Source organism: Nocardia transvalensis NBRC 15921 (assembly GCF_000308875.1).
In the GTDB taxonomy this organism is placed as follows: domain Bacteria; phylum Actinomycetota; class Actinomycetes; order Mycobacteriales; family Mycobacteriaceae; genus Nocardia; species Nocardia transvalensis.
This window is the reverse complement of record NZ_BAGL01000127.1, coordinates 48,408-61,839: the sequence shown is the minus strand read 5'-3', so window position 1 is coordinate 61,839 and position 13,432 is coordinate 48,408. Positions and strand designations below refer to the sequence as shown.

The 13,432-nt window shown below is 69.7% G+C and carries 13 protein-coding genes; 7 read left to right on the top strand and 6 right to left on the bottom strand.

Annotated elements, in window-relative coordinates:
- Positions 1-96: 96 nt before the first annotated feature.
- Both ON41_RS36105 and ON41_RS36100 read left to right on the top strand, forming a co-directional pair.
- A complete protein-coding gene (locus tag ON41_RS36105) occupies positions 97-963 on the top strand; it encodes an enoyl-CoA hydratase-related protein (protein WP_246461704.1) in 867 nt (288 codons plus the stop codon).
- A gap of 204 nt (positions 964-1,167) precedes the next feature.
- A complete protein-coding gene (locus tag ON41_RS36100) occupies positions 1,168-1,533 on the top strand; it encodes a hypothetical protein (protein ID WP_040753348.1) in 366 nt (121 codons plus the stop codon).
- A 122-nt stretch (positions 1,534-1,655) separates the two neighbouring features.
- Here the strand turns inward: ON41_RS36100 and ON41_RS36095 are convergent, their stop codons facing one another.
- Positions 1,656-1,949, bottom strand: a complete 294-nt coding sequence (locus ON41_RS36095; protein WP_157185752.1) for a hypothetical protein — start codon at positions 1,947-1,949, stop codon at positions 1,656-1,658.
- A 252-nt stretch (positions 1,950-2,201) separates the two neighbouring features.
- Here ON41_RS36095 and ON41_RS36090 point away from each other — a divergent pair, with 252 nt between their 5' ends.
- The 4 genes from ON41_RS36090 (at position 2,202) to ON41_RS36075 (ending at position 7,632) form a co-directional block, all read left to right on the top strand.
- Positions 2,202-2,921: an SDR family NAD(P)-dependent oxidoreductase gene (locus ON41_RS36090; RefSeq protein ID WP_246829670.1), complete on the top strand. Its 720-nt coding sequence runs from the start codon at positions 2,202-2,204 to the stop codon at positions 2,919-2,921.
- Positions 2,922-3,004: 83 nt separating this feature from the next.
- Complete coding sequence (locus tag ON41_RS36085) at positions 3,005-4,963, top strand: glycosyltransferase family 39 protein (RefSeq protein WP_040753340.1); 1,959 nt, start codon at positions 3,005-3,007, stop codon at positions 4,961-4,963.
- 89 nt (positions 4,964-5,052) lie between these two features.
- Positions 5,053-6,225 carry an aminoglycoside phosphotransferase family protein gene (locus tag ON41_RS36080; protein ID WP_040753337.1) on the top strand — a complete coding sequence of 391 codons (1,173 nt, stop codon included), beginning with the start codon at positions 5,053-5,055 and terminating at the stop codon, positions 6,223-6,225.
- 231 nt (positions 6,226-6,456) lie between these two features.
- On the top strand, positions 6,457-7,632 hold the full coding sequence (locus ON41_RS36075) for a cytochrome P450 family protein (RefSeq protein ID WP_373281381.1): 1,176 nt from the start codon (positions 6,457-6,459) through the stop codon (positions 7,630-7,632).
- Here the strand turns inward: ON41_RS36075 and ON41_RS36070 are convergent, their stop codons facing one another.
- Entirely contained in the window at positions 7,633-8,856 is a 1,224-nt protein-coding gene (locus tag ON41_RS36070; protein ID WP_040753333.1) for a cytochrome P450, read from the bottom strand.
- Positions 8,857-8,923: 67 nt separating this feature from the next.
- Here ON41_RS36070 and ON41_RS36065 point away from each other — a divergent pair, with 67 nt between their 5' ends.
- Entirely contained in the window at positions 8,924-9,451 is a 528-nt protein-coding gene (locus ON41_RS36065; RefSeq protein WP_040753331.1) for a TetR/AcrR family transcriptional regulator, read from the top strand.
- Positions 9,452-9,467: 16 nt separating this feature from the next.
- On the opposite strand, the gene mftE is transcribed toward ON41_RS36065, so the two are convergent.
- From mftE to mftD, 4 genes are read right to left on the bottom strand one after another with little or no spacing between them, the layout of a single operon-like run.
- Positions 9,468-10,154: a mycofactocin biosynthesis peptidyl-dipeptidase MftE gene (gene mftE, locus ON41_RS36060; protein WP_040753329.1), complete on the bottom strand. Its 687-nt coding sequence runs from the start codon at positions 10,152-10,154 to the stop codon at positions 9,468-9,470.
- Complete coding sequence (gene mftF, locus ON41_RS36055; protein ID WP_040753328.1) at positions 10,151-11,461, bottom strand: mycofactocin biosynthesis glycosyltransferase MftF; 1,311 nt, start codon at positions 11,459-11,461, stop codon at positions 10,151-10,153. The genes mftE and mftF overlap by 4 nt, the downstream gene beginning before the upstream one ends.
- Positions 11,458-12,249 carry a mycofactocin-coupled SDR family oxidoreductase gene (locus ON41_RS36050; RefSeq protein ID WP_040753326.1) on the bottom strand — a complete coding sequence of 264 codons (792 nt, stop codon included), beginning with the start codon at positions 12,247-12,249 and terminating at the stop codon, positions 11,458-11,460. Before ON41_RS36050 ends, mftF begins: the two co-directional genes overlap by 4 nt.
- Entirely contained in the window at positions 12,249-13,421 is a 1,173-nt protein-coding gene (gene mftD, locus ON41_RS36045) for a pre-mycofactocin synthase MftD (protein ID WP_040753325.1), read from the bottom strand. The genes ON41_RS36050 and mftD overlap by 1 nt, the downstream gene beginning before the upstream one ends.
- Positions 13,422-13,432: the final 11 nt, after the last annotated feature.

Below are 13,432 nucleotides of genomic sequence, written 5' to 3'. Positions count from 1 at the left end.
TGCGGTGGGTAGCGGTCACGGTTCCAGCGGTACGTTGATCCGGACCGCTATCCGCGACGAATGCCGTGATGTCGCGGACCGATTCGAGAAGGTGCGATGCGTCCGGACATCAACATGGAGACCGACGGCGGTCCGGTGCTGCTCGAACGGGACGGTGAGATCGCGATCGTGCGCCTGCACCGGCCCGATCGGCTCAACGCGTTCACCGACGAGATGTGCGAGCGCGTCATCGCGGCCTTCGACGAGACCGACGCGGACGATACGGTCCGCGCGGTCGTGCTCACCGGCACCGGCCGCGCGTTCTGTGCCGGGGCCGATCTCGCCGCGGGCGGCGACACCTTCGTCCTCGGCGACGACCCGGACACCGGTGGCGCACCCGCGGACCAGGGTGGCCGGGTGGCGCTGCGGATCTACCGGTCGCACAAGCCGGTGATCGCCGCGATCAACGGCCCCGCCGCAGGCGTCGGTGTCACGATGACGCTGCCGTGCGATATCCGGATTGCTTCGGGCACAGCGAAATTCGGCTTCGTCTTCGTCCGGCGTGGGCTCGTGCCCGAGGCGTGCTCGACCTGGTTCCTGCCGCGCGTGGTCGGGGTGTCGACGGCGTTGGAGTGGACGCTCGGCGGCCGCACGATTCCCGCGGCCGAAGCTCTCGCGCAGGGCCTGGTGCGCGAGGTGGCCCCTGCCGAAACGGTCCTGGCCCGTGCGATCGAGGCGGCGCGGACCCTGGCCACGGGTACGGCACCGGTCTCGGTCGCGCTGACCCGCCAACTGATGTGGCGGATGCTCGGCGCCGACAGTCCCGAAACCGCCCACCAGGCCGAATCCGTCGCCATCTACCTCCGAGGCAAGTCCGACGACGTGCGTGAGGGCGTGGATTCGTTCCTGTCCAAACGCGCACCCCAGTTCCCCGACCAGGTATCGGACGGGCTCCCGGACCTCTTCGGACCGCAGGCCCGCTGACCGGGGCGAGGCGATTCGAAGCATTCCGCACGTATAAGCCATGACTTGATGTACCGTTAAATGATGGCACATTAAGAGGATTGACGCGTTGCGTTGCTGGGACTTGTGCCACTCGGTGACGTGCGAGCGAGGGATGGAATGGATTCATACGGAGCGGGGCGCGGTCGTGTCCGGCGAACACTGATTCGTACCGCTGTTACGTCGGTGCTGGTTCTGGCGCCGGTGGGTGGGGTGGTGGCGCCGGCGTTCGCGGGTGCGCCGGTTCTCGAGCCGGAGGTCGGGGTGGACGCTGCGCAGGGGAAGCCGAAGAAGCCGGATTCGCATAAGCCGCACAAGGATTCGGATTCACGTCCGTCCAAGCACGGGCATCCGCGACCCGAGCGGCCGCGGCCGCCGCGGCGCAACCAGTACAACGAGTTCAACCGCTACAACGAATACAACGAGTACAACGAATACAACCGGTACGACGATTTCGACGACGACGACGATCGCTCGCCGGGGATCCCGCTCCTGCCGCCGACCGGCAGCGGGATACCGCAGTTTCCGTCGCTGCCCATCGCGGCGCCGTAGCCGACCGGGAGGCCACCCGGAACCGTTGCGTGCCAGTGGCTCGGGTAGTCCGACACCAGTCGACCGGAATCCGATTACGGCACGCACCGGCCCGGGCGGCCGAGGTGTTGGGTTATTGCCGGTCAGCCGTCGATATTGCTCACACCCGAGACTCCGCAGTTGAATTCGGACTCGTGATTACCCTTTTCGTCGGGAGCGAGCCGGGTCGTCCAATTGCCGCACCCGTTCTCCTCCGGGTAGATCGTGACGCCCTGCGTCGTATTGCAGCGATTGTGGTAATAGACCTTGGTGTGCGCGATCCCGTCCTCGTACGAGTACGAGATGCATCCGTCGACGCCCTCAACTGCCGATGCGGTGCCGGTCGCGACGCCGAGACCGGCCGCTGCGAAGGCCGCGACCGCCACAAATTTCGACACGTACGGCTTCCACCTGAAATGTTCGTTTTGCACGGAAATATCTTTAGGGGTTCAAAGAGTCTCTTGTCAACCGCTGTATAGACACGCAATCCGAGTAATGTTGGGGCGCAGGTGCTTCCACGATATTTTCGGGTCGGTCGCCGGCCGGCTGCGCCGCGGAGCAAGATGTAATATCCGTCGGAAATCGGCGGTTTCCGGTTCGGATTCGTCGGCGAAGGATGAAAGGGACAGCGCGTGGGGCGTGGTGTGTTGGTGACGGGTGCGTCGCGGGGGATCGGGCGGGCGGTGGCGGCTGCGTTCGCCGAGAGTGGTGATCGGGTCGCGGTGCATTACTCGTCGCGACGGGACGAGGCCGAGGTGACGTTGCGTGGGCTGGCCGGCGAGGGGCACACGCTGGTCGGCGGGGATATCGCCAGTTCCGCGGGTGCGGCGGAGATTGTCGAGGCGGCGGTGGCAGGGCTCGGGACGGTCGAGGTTCTGGTGAACAATGCGGCGGTCAATCTGCCGCACCCGCTGCCCTCGACCGGGTACGACGAGTGGGAGGAGGCCTGGCGGCGGACGGTGGACGTGAATCTGCTCGGGACGGCTCATGTGTCGTACTGCGTGGCGCGGCACATGATCGAGAAGGGCGTTCCGGGGCGGATCGTGAATGTGGGTTCGCGTGGTGCGTTTCGGGGCGAGCCCGATCACCCGGCCTACGGTGCGACCAAGGCCGCGGTGCAGGCGATGGGGCAATCGCTCGCTATGTCATTGGCGCCCTATGGGATTGGGGTGGCCTCCGTGGCGCCGGGCTTCGTGGCGACCGAACGGGTGGCCGGTCGGGTCACCGATGAGGTGCGGGCCCAGAGCCCGTTCGGGAGGGTGGCCGAGCCTGCCGAGATCGCGGCGGCCGTGCGCTACCTCGCCTCGCCGGAGGCGGTATGGAGTTCCGGCGCCGTCCTCGACGTGAACGGCGCGTCTTACCTGCGGTGACTCACAGCTGATCCCCAGGGAGCGCCGACCTGATCCCCAGCTGTTTGCTCCAGCATTGGTGCGATGCGCGCGAGAGGATGGCTATGACGACGACCGACGTGCCCGCCGATCGGGTGGAGACCACCGAATCGCGGGAGCAGCGGTGGGCCCGTCCGGCACTGTGGGTGCTGCTGGTGGCGACGCTGGTGTTCTATCTCTGGGGTCTGAGCGCCCTCGGGTGGGCCAACGAGTACTACGCGGCCGCGGTTCAGGCCGGCACCCAGGATTGGAAGGCGCTGTTCTTCGGGTCGCTGGACGCCGGAAACGCGATCACGGTGGACAAGCCGCCCGCCGCGCTGTGGGTGATGGCGCTGTCGGGGCGGCTGCTCGGATTCAGCACCTTCTCGATGCTGCTGCCGCAGGCGTTGATGGCCGTGGCGTCGGTCGCCCTCGTCTACGCCGCCGTGCGGCGATGGCACGGGCCCGCGGCCGGACTGCTCGCCGGGGGCGTGCTGGCGCTGACGCCGGTGGCGGTCACCATGTTTCGCGACAACAACCCGGATGCGCTGCTGGTATTTCTGATGGTCGTCGCGGCCTACTGCGTGGTGCGCGCGATCGAGAACGGCAGTGGACGGTGGCTGGCACTGGCCGGGGTGGCGATCGGGTTCGGATTCCTCGCCAAACTCCTGCAGGCGTTCCTGGTGCTGCCCGCGTTCGCGCTGGCCTTCCTCGTCGCCGCGCCCATCGGGTTCTGGCCGCGGATCTGGAAGCTGCTGGGAGCGGCTGTGGCGGTGGTGGTTTCGTGCGGCTGGTACCTCGTGCTCGGGACGGTGTGGCCGGCCGATTCGCGGCCCTACATCGGTGGCTCGACCGACAACAGCCTGGTGCAGCTGGCACTCGGGTACAACGGGCTCGGACGAGTCTTCGGCGGTAACGGAAACGGCGGCCCCGGCGGCGGTCCGGGCGGTGGCCCCGGTGGTCCCACCGGCGGCGGTCCCGGTGCGATGTTCGGTGGCGATACCGGCCTGAACCGGCTGTTCCGCGACACCATGGGTACCGAGATCTCCTGGCTGCTCCCGGCGGCGCTGATCGGGCTCGTCGCGCTGCTGTGGTTCACCCGGTCCGCGCCGCGCACCGGCCGCACCCGGGCCGCGCTGCTCCTGTGGGGCGGATGGGTGCTGGTCACCGGTCTGGTCTTCAGCTTCATGAAGGGCATCATCCACCCCTATTACACCGTGGCCCTGGCGCCCGCTTCGGCCGCGCTGGTGGCGCTGGGAGTCGTCGAATTGTGGCGGATGAGAACGAATGTCGCGGCTCGCGTGGCGCTCGGCGCGATGTCGGCGGTGACGGGTGTGTGGGGTTTCGTCCTGCTCGGGCGCACCCCCGAATGGTTTCCGGCGCTGCGCTGGGTCGTGCTGATCGGATGCCTGCTCGTCGCTGCGGTGGTCGTGGCGGGCGCCCATCGGCTCGGGAAATGGGCGGCCGCCGTCGCCGCGGTGGGTCTGGTGACCGGTCTCGCGGGGCCGTCCGCCTTCGCGATCGACAATGTGGCCGTGACGGATTCGCACACCGGCGGCATGCCCACATCGGGCCCGAAGACCGATAGTGGAGGGTGGGGCGGGCCCCGGCCGGGCGGTATGGGTGCGCCTGGCATCAAGATGCCTTTGCCCGCAGCGGATTCCGGCGATGACGCAGCCCGGCGCGGTGGGCCGGGAAGCTCGGCGGACAACCCTGCCCTGCAACAGTTGCTGAAGCAGGCCGACAACCGGTGGGCGGCGGCCGCGATCGGATCCCATGAGGTCAGCGGCCTCGAGTTGGCGACCGGCAAGTCGCTGATGGCGATCGGCGGGTTCACCGGTGGTGACGCCTATCCGACCCTCGACCGCTTCCGGAAGTACGTCGCCGACGGGGATATCCACTACTTCCTCGGCGGCGAGGACCGGGGGCCCGGCCGTGGGCGGTCCGGCCCCAGCGCCGAGATAGTGGCCTGGGTCGAGTCCCACTTCGCCGCCACCGACGTCGGTGGCGCGACGGTCTACGACCTCACGAAACCGTCGGCGTAGCACGGTATCTGGTGTACGGTCTGCGGGCGTCTGCCGGTCGGTCGTGACGGCGCGCCAGTGTTGTCGTACTCCGGAATCGAGGCAAGCGCATGAACCACAAGCTCTGGCTGCTCGGGCGATCGGTCACGGTCGGCGCCCACATGGCGGGCGAGTTGATCACCCGGCCGAAGGCGCGGTCCCTCGACGATGTTCCCGTCTCCGGGGAGTCCGTCACCCCCGAGTGGCTGACGGCGGTGCTGTGCCGCGATGTTCCTGCGGCCGAGGTGCTTTCGTTCGAGACGTCGAACGGCAGCCGCGGCACCTCCACCCGGGTGGCGCTCCGGGTCGAATACAACGACGCGGGCCTCGAGGCGGGGCTGCCGCGGGAGCTGTTCGCGAAGACCACCACGGCGTTCAGCCAGCGCATCCTGCTCGGCGGCGGGAAGATGATCGACGGCGAGACCCGCTTCTTCAAGAACTTCCGGCCGAGCGTGGAGATGGAGGCCCCGATCGGCTATTGGGGCGCCTCCGATCCGGCCTCGTGGCGGTCGATCGCGCTCATGGAGGATATCGCCGCCACCCGCGGGGCCGAGTTCAGCGAGCCGACCGCACCGATCGGCCGCGACCAGATCGAGGACCTGGTACGCAATCTCGCGCGGCTGCACGGGACCTTCTGGGAGAGTCCGGCGATCGACGTCCTCAACACCCCGGCCTACATGCTCGACGCCTACCTAGCCGCGATCGATATGCGGAAGCGCTGCGAGGTCGGCCTGCGCCGGGCCGAGGAGGTCGTACCCGATGCCCTGCACGGACAGGCCGACCGGCTGTGGGCGGGCGTCGAGCGGGCGATCACGATCGCGACCGACGACGTGCCCCCGACCCTGCTGCACGGCGACCCGCACATCGGGCAGACCTACCGGACCGCCGAGGGGCGCATGGGGTACGTCGACTGGCAGGTGGTGATGCGCGGCGGGTGGGCGCACGATTTCGCCTACACCGTCAACTCGGGATGCGAGCCCGAGGACCGGCGAGCGTGGGATCGCGACCTGCTGCGGGCATATCTGGAGGAACTGGGGCAGGCCGGCGGGAAGGCGCCGTCGTTCGACGACGCCTGGCTGCTGTACCGGCAGCAGTCCATGTTCGCCTATGCCGCATGGGCTTTCACCATCGGCAGGGCGGCCTATCAGCCCAGGATGCAGTCGAACGAAACGTGCCTCACGTTGCTGAAACGCATCACCACGGCCATCGACGACCACGATTCGCTTGGGGCGCTTGGCGTTTAGCCGATGTCGCGCCGTGTCGCGCGAACCGCTGTACCATCGTCCGGTCTCCTGCCGAGGCGAGCGATGTCGACCGCGCTTGCCGGAGTGGCGATCCGGCACGGTGCGATCCCGCAGCAGTGCGCAATACGAACGAGTCTGGAGCTTTTGTTGTCGAGGACGCCGCAGTCCACCGTGGGCGCACCGTCGTGCCCGGTCGCCCACGGTTCACCGATCGATTCCGACGGTCCGCGAGTGCCGCTGTACACGCCGGAGTTCGCCGCCGACCCACACCGGGCCTATCGGGACATGCGCGGCCGGTTCGGCTCGCTGGCGCCGGTCGAACTCGCGCCCGGCGTACCCGCGACGCTGGTGATCGGCTACCGCGCGGCGGTGCGAATCCTCAACGACCCCGAGCACTTTCCCGCCGATCCGCGGGTCTGGCAGGAGACCGTCCCGTCCGATTGCCCGATCCTGCCGCTGCTGGAGTGGCGTCCGATGGCCAGCCGGAGCACCGGCGCGGAATACGGGCGGTACCGGCAGGCCATCACCGCGAGTATCCAGGCCGTCGACCTCTACGCCATGCACGACATCGTGGAGCAGATCGCCACCCCCCTCATCAACGGTTTCTGCGAGGAGGGCCGCGCGGAACTCATCAGCCAGTACGTGTATCCGCTGGCGTTCGAGGTCGTCAACGTCATGCTCGGCTGCCCGCCGGAGATCGGGCAGCAGGTCGCCGCCGGGACGGCTGCCCTGCTCGAGGGCGTCGACGCCGAGAAGGGCAACCAGATGCTGGGCCAGGCGCTGATGGATCTGGTCATGCTGAAGCGGGCGGAGCCGGGCAACGACATCACCTCTGTGCTGCAACAGCATTCGGCCGCGCTGGACGATGTGGAGGTGTCGCACCATGTGTCGCAGGTGTACGGCACCGGCATCGAGTTCGAGTTGAACCTGATCGTCAACGCCCTGCTGCTGATCCTCACCGACGACCGTTTCGGCGGCAGCGTCCTGGGCGGGAACCTCTCCTCCCGCGACGCCCTGGACGAGGTGTTGTTCGAGGACCCGCCGCTGGCGAACCTCCTGATCACCTACCCCCGCCAGCCGATCCTCATCGAGGACGCGTGGCTACCGGCGCATCAGCCGGTCGTCATCAGCATGGCGGCCTGCAACAACGACCCGTCCATCCGCGGCGGCGACCTGACCGGCAATCGCTCCCACCTGGCGTGGGGCATCGGCCCGCACGCCTGCCCCGCGCAGTCGCTGGCCTATCTGATCGCGCAGGACGCCATCGACCAGCTGCTCGACGCGCTGCCCGAACTCCGGCTCGACACCAGCGAGGGCGCGCCGAGCTGGCGGCCGGGTCCGTTCCACCGGGCGTTGACGGCACTGCCGGTCACGTTCCCGGCGACCCCGGCCCTGAACATCACCTAGCTAACGGGCTCCGACTCGCACCGGGACGTTGGTCCAGCCGGCGACGCTGGTGACCCGGGACCTGCGCAGGCCGGGGCGGTCGAGGTCGTATTCGGGCATGAGATCGAGCATGGCGTCGAGTGCGATCCGGCCTTCCAGGCGGGCGAGGGCGGCGCCGAGGCAGTGGTGGATGCCGAGACCGAAGCCGAGATTGTGGCCGGCGAAGGGTCGGGTGATATCGAAGCGGTCGGCGTCCGGGAAGGCATCGGGATCACGCGTGGCCGAGGCCAGCAGCATCAGTACCGGGCTCTGCGCGGGGATCGTGCGGTCGTGCAGCGTCACGTCGCGGCGGGTGTGGCGCACGTCGTACTGGACCGGGCCGTCGTAGCGCAGGATTTCCTCGAACGCTCCGGGAAGCAGGGAGCGGTCGTCCCGCAGCGCCCGCCACTGGTCCGGGTGGTCGGCGAAGAGGACCGCGGCGGTGCCGACCAGTTTGGCGACCGTCTCCGCGCCCGCCCCCGCGAGAAGTGAAGTGAAGCCGAGGATTTCGCGGTCGGTGAGCCGGGTGGCGTTGCCGTCCTCGCGATCGACCTCGACCTCGACGAGCCGGCTGATCATATCGTCGCGCGGGGCCGCCCGGCGCTCCGCGATGAGCCGGGCGTACAACGCGGTCGACGCCTCGACCGCGAGCCGCCCCTCCTCGCCGAGGCCGATCCGGCCCTGCTCCCGCTCCAGCGGCGCGGCCAGCCAGGCCCGCAGCCGCGGCCGATCTTCCTGCGGGACACCGAGCATGGTGGTGATGACCTCGAGCGGGAACAGCGTCGAGAAGTCGGCCACCACGTCGAACCGCTCGGGATCGAGGCGTTCGATGAACGTGCGGATCGTCGCCTCGATCATCGGCGCCAGCTCGGCGATGGCGCGCGGGGTGAACACCTTGCTCACCAGCTTGCGCATCCGCGTGTGTTCCGGCGGGTCCATCATGATGATCATCGGGATCCGCTCGGGCGATTCCGGTGCGAGGACCTGCTCCAGGGTGACGCCTCGGGCGGAGGAGTATGTCTCGAAGTCCTTCATCGCCGGCGCGACATCGGCGTGGCGGGACAGTGCCCAGAAGCCGTAGCGGGCACTGTGATAGACGGGAGCGTCCGCGCGCAGCCTCCGGTAGATCCGGTGGGGATCGTCGTGGAACTCCGCGGAGAACGGATCGAAGTCGATGGCGTCGTCGGAGACGAGTGTGTCGGCCATGGTGCCTCTTCTGTTGTTCGACTCCGCCAAGCGTGACAGAAGTTACAGATTATGTAAAGGTTGTAAAGTGGACTCGACGACCGGCGCACGCAGCGACGCCACCCGTACGCGGATCCTGCGCGCGACCTTCGAGGTGCTCAGCCGCAAGGGCTACGGCAAGTTGAGCCTCTCCGACGTCGCCCAGCAGGCGAAGGTCTCCCGGCCGACGCTCTATCGGCTGTTCTCCTCCAAGGAGGAGCTGATGGCGGCATTCGGCGAATACGAGCAGCACAACATCGAGGAGGGATTGCGGGCCGCAATCGAGGGGCTCGCGGGGCCCGAGCGCCTGGACGCCGTGCTGAGATACATGGTCGAGCACCAGAAGTCGTACGCGCTGAGCCGGCTCGTCGACATCGAGCCCGACCACGTGCTCTCCCAGATCGCGCGTGTCATCCCGATCATGCGCGCCTACCTCGAACCGCTTGTGCCGCAGGATGATCCGGTCGTCGTCGCGGGCACGCTAGTCCGCCTCGCGGTCTCCCACTACCTCGTCGCCAGCGACGACAGCACCGACTTCCTCGCCCAATTGCGCCATGCCGCAGGCATTTCCGGGTGAGAGGGTGTGCGGGGGCCTATGGATTGAGGCCGAAGTGTCTCTCCGTCCGTTCGATCAGCAGTTCCGCCCAACGGTCGAGGATGCGGTCGCCGTCGGTGGGGTCGGCGGTGGACGGGTCTCCCAGGACGCCGTTGGGGCTGACGGCCGCGACGCCGTGATCGCGCAGGTCGTCGATGAGCCGATCGAGGGGCTGGGTGTTTCCCGCCTCCGCGTGCCGCATGTCGACGGTGTCGGGGCGCAGGCGGAGCATGACGGAGGTTTCGGTGTGGCCGGCGTGGCTGTCGCCGGGGGCGCCGGTGGGGGACCAGGCCAGGACGTTCCGTCCTTCGGCGTGCAGGGTGCGGGTGGCGGCGTGGAGCGGCTGGAGGTTGCCGCCGTGGCCGTTGACGAGGACGACCCCGGCGAAACGGTCGGCGGAGCGGACGAGTTCGACGAGGAGCAGTTCCAGCGCCGCCCGGCCGACGGAGAGGGTGCCGGGGAAGTCCGCGTGCTCGCCGCTCGCGCCGTAGGGGACGGCCGGTGCGGCGAGGACGTCGGGGCGCGCGGCGGCCAGCCGCCGGCAGAGTTCGGCGGCGATGGTGGTGTCGGTGTGCAGCGGCAGGTGCGGGCCGTGTTGTTCGGTGGCGCCCAACGGGATCGCGAGCACGGTGCGGTGCGCGCGATCGGTGAGGTCGGTGAACCGGAGGTCGGCCAGTGCGGTCATGAGCGGCGGGCCTGCCTCCGGTGCAGTCGGGGTGCGAGGGGGACGAGGGTGCGGTGTCGCACGCATCCGGTCCAGACCCCGAGGCCGTAGGCGATGTCGTCGGCGATCGCCAGTGCGGGATTGATTGTGCGGGAGGATGTTTCGACAGTCGCGGCGAGGAGCGCGAGGAGCAGCAGCCGCCGCCCCCGCCCGGTGCACAGCGCGAGCGGCCACCACACGCGGCGCAGCGCGTCGGCCAGGTGCCGGACGAGCGCGAGTTGCCCCGACGCGGCCTGTGTGGTCGCGACGGTCAGCGGTATGTCGCGGCGGTGCAGCGTCCACGCGGTGCGAGCGAGGGAGAACATACTCGGAAGTCCCGCTGCCACAGAGTGTCCGGTGAGGACGAGCGCGACCTGTGCGGCGGTGGTCCCGGTCAGGTGGGCGGCGGGCAGCAGCCGGGGGTGGCGCCGGGCGAGCGGCGCGGCGGAGGTGCCGTAGTCGAAGCGCTGGCGGACGAAGGCGGCGACGGTGCGGCGCGGTTCGTGGTGGACGGTCGAATCCGGTTGGTAGCGCACCGAATACCCGGCGTCGAGGAGCCGCCAGACGAGGTCGACGTCCTCGCCGAACCGCAGCGTCTCGTCGAATCCGCCGATCGCCCGCAGCGCGTCGACCCGCACGACGAGGGCCGCGGCCGGGACGTAGCGCACCCGGCCGTCCGGCCGGACGGCGGCCGGTTCGGACCCCATGTCCAGGGCGGACCGGCGTGCCTCGTAGCGCCCGACCGGGCCGCCGGTCAGTGACCGGACCCGCGGGGCCACGGCGGCGACGGCGGGATCGTGGAACAGCGGCAGGACGGTCTCGAGCCAGTCGTCGGACGGGACCGTGTCGGAGTCGAGGAAGGCGACCAAAGGCGTTGTGGCGCTGCGCCACCCGGTATTGCGGGCGGCGGCCGGGCCGCGCTGCCTATGGTGCCGGACGGTGGCCGCGGCGAGCGGCGTGGCGGAGGCGTCGTCCACGACCGTCCGCTCGGTGATGCCGGTGGTCGCGGCGAGCACCCGGGCGAGTCCATCCGGATTGTCCCGGACCGGAACTACCAGCGTCACAGTGAGTTTCGTGACAGTATCCGCCGGGATCGGATGCACGACCCCTGCGTCCAGGAGCCGCCGCGCGAAGGCCCGGGACGCGGTGTCGACGGGTGTGCCGTCCAGCCAGCTGTCGAGCAGCCGGGCGCCGCCCGCGCCCAGCCGCAGCACGTGGGACGGCGATCCGCCGAGCAGCACGCGGCCGTCACCGAAGCGGCGGACGCCGGAATCCAGCCGCAGCCTCATGGCAGGAATCCTCCGTCGGCGTGGATGACACTGCCTGTGACACAGGCGGATTCGGGCGCGCACAGCCAGGCGACGGTCGCGGCGATCTCGGCGGGTTCCAGGATGCGCCCGAGCAGCTGATGATCGGCGAAGTCGTCGACGGTGTCGAGGTCGTAGAGCCGGGCCGATTCGGTGAGCAGGTCGGTGCGGGTCGAACCGGGGGAGACCGCGACGGCGGTGACCCCGGTGCCGCGCAGATCGTGGGCGAGCCCTTTGACCAGGCCGGCGACGGCGTGTTTGGCGGCGTTGTACCCGGCCAGCCGCCACATCCCGTGGTGCGCGGCGGCGGAGGCGAGCGCGACGAACCGCCCGGTGCGCGGTGCGGGGCGGCGGAGCATGGCCGGGACGGCCGCGCGGGCCAGATTGGCGACGCCGTGCACGCCCACGTCGAACATCGGCGCCCAATCGGCGGTAACGGTCTCCCAGAGCGGGCGGCCGCCACCGGTCATCACCGCCGCGGCGGCGACCGCGGCGTCGAGCCGGCCGAACCGCTCCTCGGCCGACCGTACGACGGCGATGAGTGCGTCGAGATCCCGGACGTCGGCGACCACGTCGTCCACGAAACCGTTGTGCGCCCGGGCAACCGAGCGCAGCTGCTCCCGGGTGGCGAGCGCGTAGGGGACCCGCGGGTCGTCGGCGCAGGCGTCGACGGCGACGACCCGCCAGCCCGCATCGGCGAGCCGGTGCACGGTCGCGGCGCCGATGCCGCGGGCGGCGCCGGTGACGACGGCGACGGGCGCGTCGATCATCACAGGCCCCGGGTGAACCCGTCCGGTATCACGATGTCGTCGCGAGTCACCTCGTGGATCGAGGAGTGGCCCAGGCCGTAGAGCGTGGAGTCGATGCCCTGGCGCAGCACCTCGAGCACGTTGTGCACGCCGTGCCCGCCGGCGGCGGCCATACCCCAGAGATAGGGACGGCCGATCATCACGGCGCGGGCGCCGAGCGCCAACGCCTTGACGACATCGCCGCCGCGCCGGATGCCGCCGTCGAGCAGGATCTCCAGCTGGTCGCCCACGGCGTCGGCGATGCCGGGCAGCAGGCGAATCGTGGCCGGGGTGGAGTCGAGATTGTTGCCGCCGTGATTGGACACCGAGATCGCGGTGGCGCCGATGTCGACGGCCCTTTTCGCGTCGTCGGGGCGGCCGATGCCCTTGATCAGGAACGGGCCGTCCCACTGCTGCCGCAGCCAGGCCAGGTCGTTCCAGGTGGGCGGCGGGGTGCCCATCCACTCGCCGTACGCGCCGAAGAACGTCGGCCCCTGCTGACCGCGCGGCACCAGGTTGGGGGTGGTCAGGTCGGGCAGGTGGCCGGAGCGGGCGAACCGCCACAGCCAGCCGGGCCGGGCCAGGACCTGGGGCGCGAAACTCATCGCGGTCCTGACGTCGATCCGCTCGGGCAGGGCGGGGCTGCCCCAGTCGCGGGCGGAGGCGAACACCCAGTCCAGGGTGACGATGATGCCCTTGGCCCCGGCCGCGCGGGCGCGGTCGAGGCGCGCGGTCATGGCGTCCTTGTCGCCGAGCCAGTAGACCTGGAAGAACGTCTTGTCGTTGGCGGCGACGACCTCCTCGACGGGCTTGGATCCGAAGGAGGACAGGCCGATCGCGGTGCCGGACTGCGCCGCGCCCCGCGCCACGCCCACCTCGCCCTCCGGGTCGACGGCCTGCACCCCGGTCGGGGAACAGATCACCGGGAACGAGATCTCCTGGCCCAGAACGGTGGTGGACAGGTCGCGGGTGGCGGGCAGGTCGGCGATGTGCGGGCGGAAGCCGAGTTCGGTGAAGGCCGCGGCATTGTCGTCGAGCGTGACGCCCGCCTCCGAACCCGCCAGCAGCGCCAGATATACCGATTTCGGGACGCGTTTCTTCGCCCGCCGCTGCGCCTCGGCAACGGACTCGAACCAGTCTTTCGTGCTTGCCATCGTGAAAGTCC

Excerpts from the sequence above, each read along its gene's own strand:
- ON41_RS36085 (WP_040753340.1), top strand. The coding sequence starts at position 3,005 with ATGACGACGACCGACGTGCCCGCCGATCGGGTGGAGACCACCGAATCG.
- ON41_RS36070 (WP_040753333.1), bottom strand. The coding sequence starts at position 8,856 with ATGGCCGACACACTCGTCTCCGACGACGCCATCGACTTCGATCCGTTC.
- mftD (WP_040753325.1), bottom strand. The coding sequence starts at position 13,421 with ATGGCAAGCACGAAAGACTGGTTCGAGTCCGTTGCCGAGGCGCAGCGG.
- ON41_RS36080 (WP_040753337.1), top strand. The coding sequence starts at position 5,053 with ATGAACCACAAGCTCTGGCTGCTCGGGCGATCGGTCACGGTCGGCGCC.
- mftF (WP_040753328.1), bottom strand. The coding sequence starts at position 11,461 with ATGAGGCTGCGGCTGGATTCCGGCGTCCGCCGCTTCGGTGACGGCCGC.
- ON41_RS36050 (WP_040753326.1), bottom strand. The coding sequence starts at position 12,249 with ATGATCGACGCGCCCGTCGCCGTCGTCACCGGCGCCGCCCGCGGCATC.
- mftE (WP_040753329.1), bottom strand. The coding sequence starts at position 10,154 with ATGACCGCACTGGCCGACCTCCGGTTCACCGACCTCACCGATCGCGCG.
- ON41_RS36105 (WP_246461704.1), top strand. The coding sequence starts at position 97 with ATGCGTCCGGACATCAACATGGAGACCGACGGCGGTCCGGTGCTGCTC.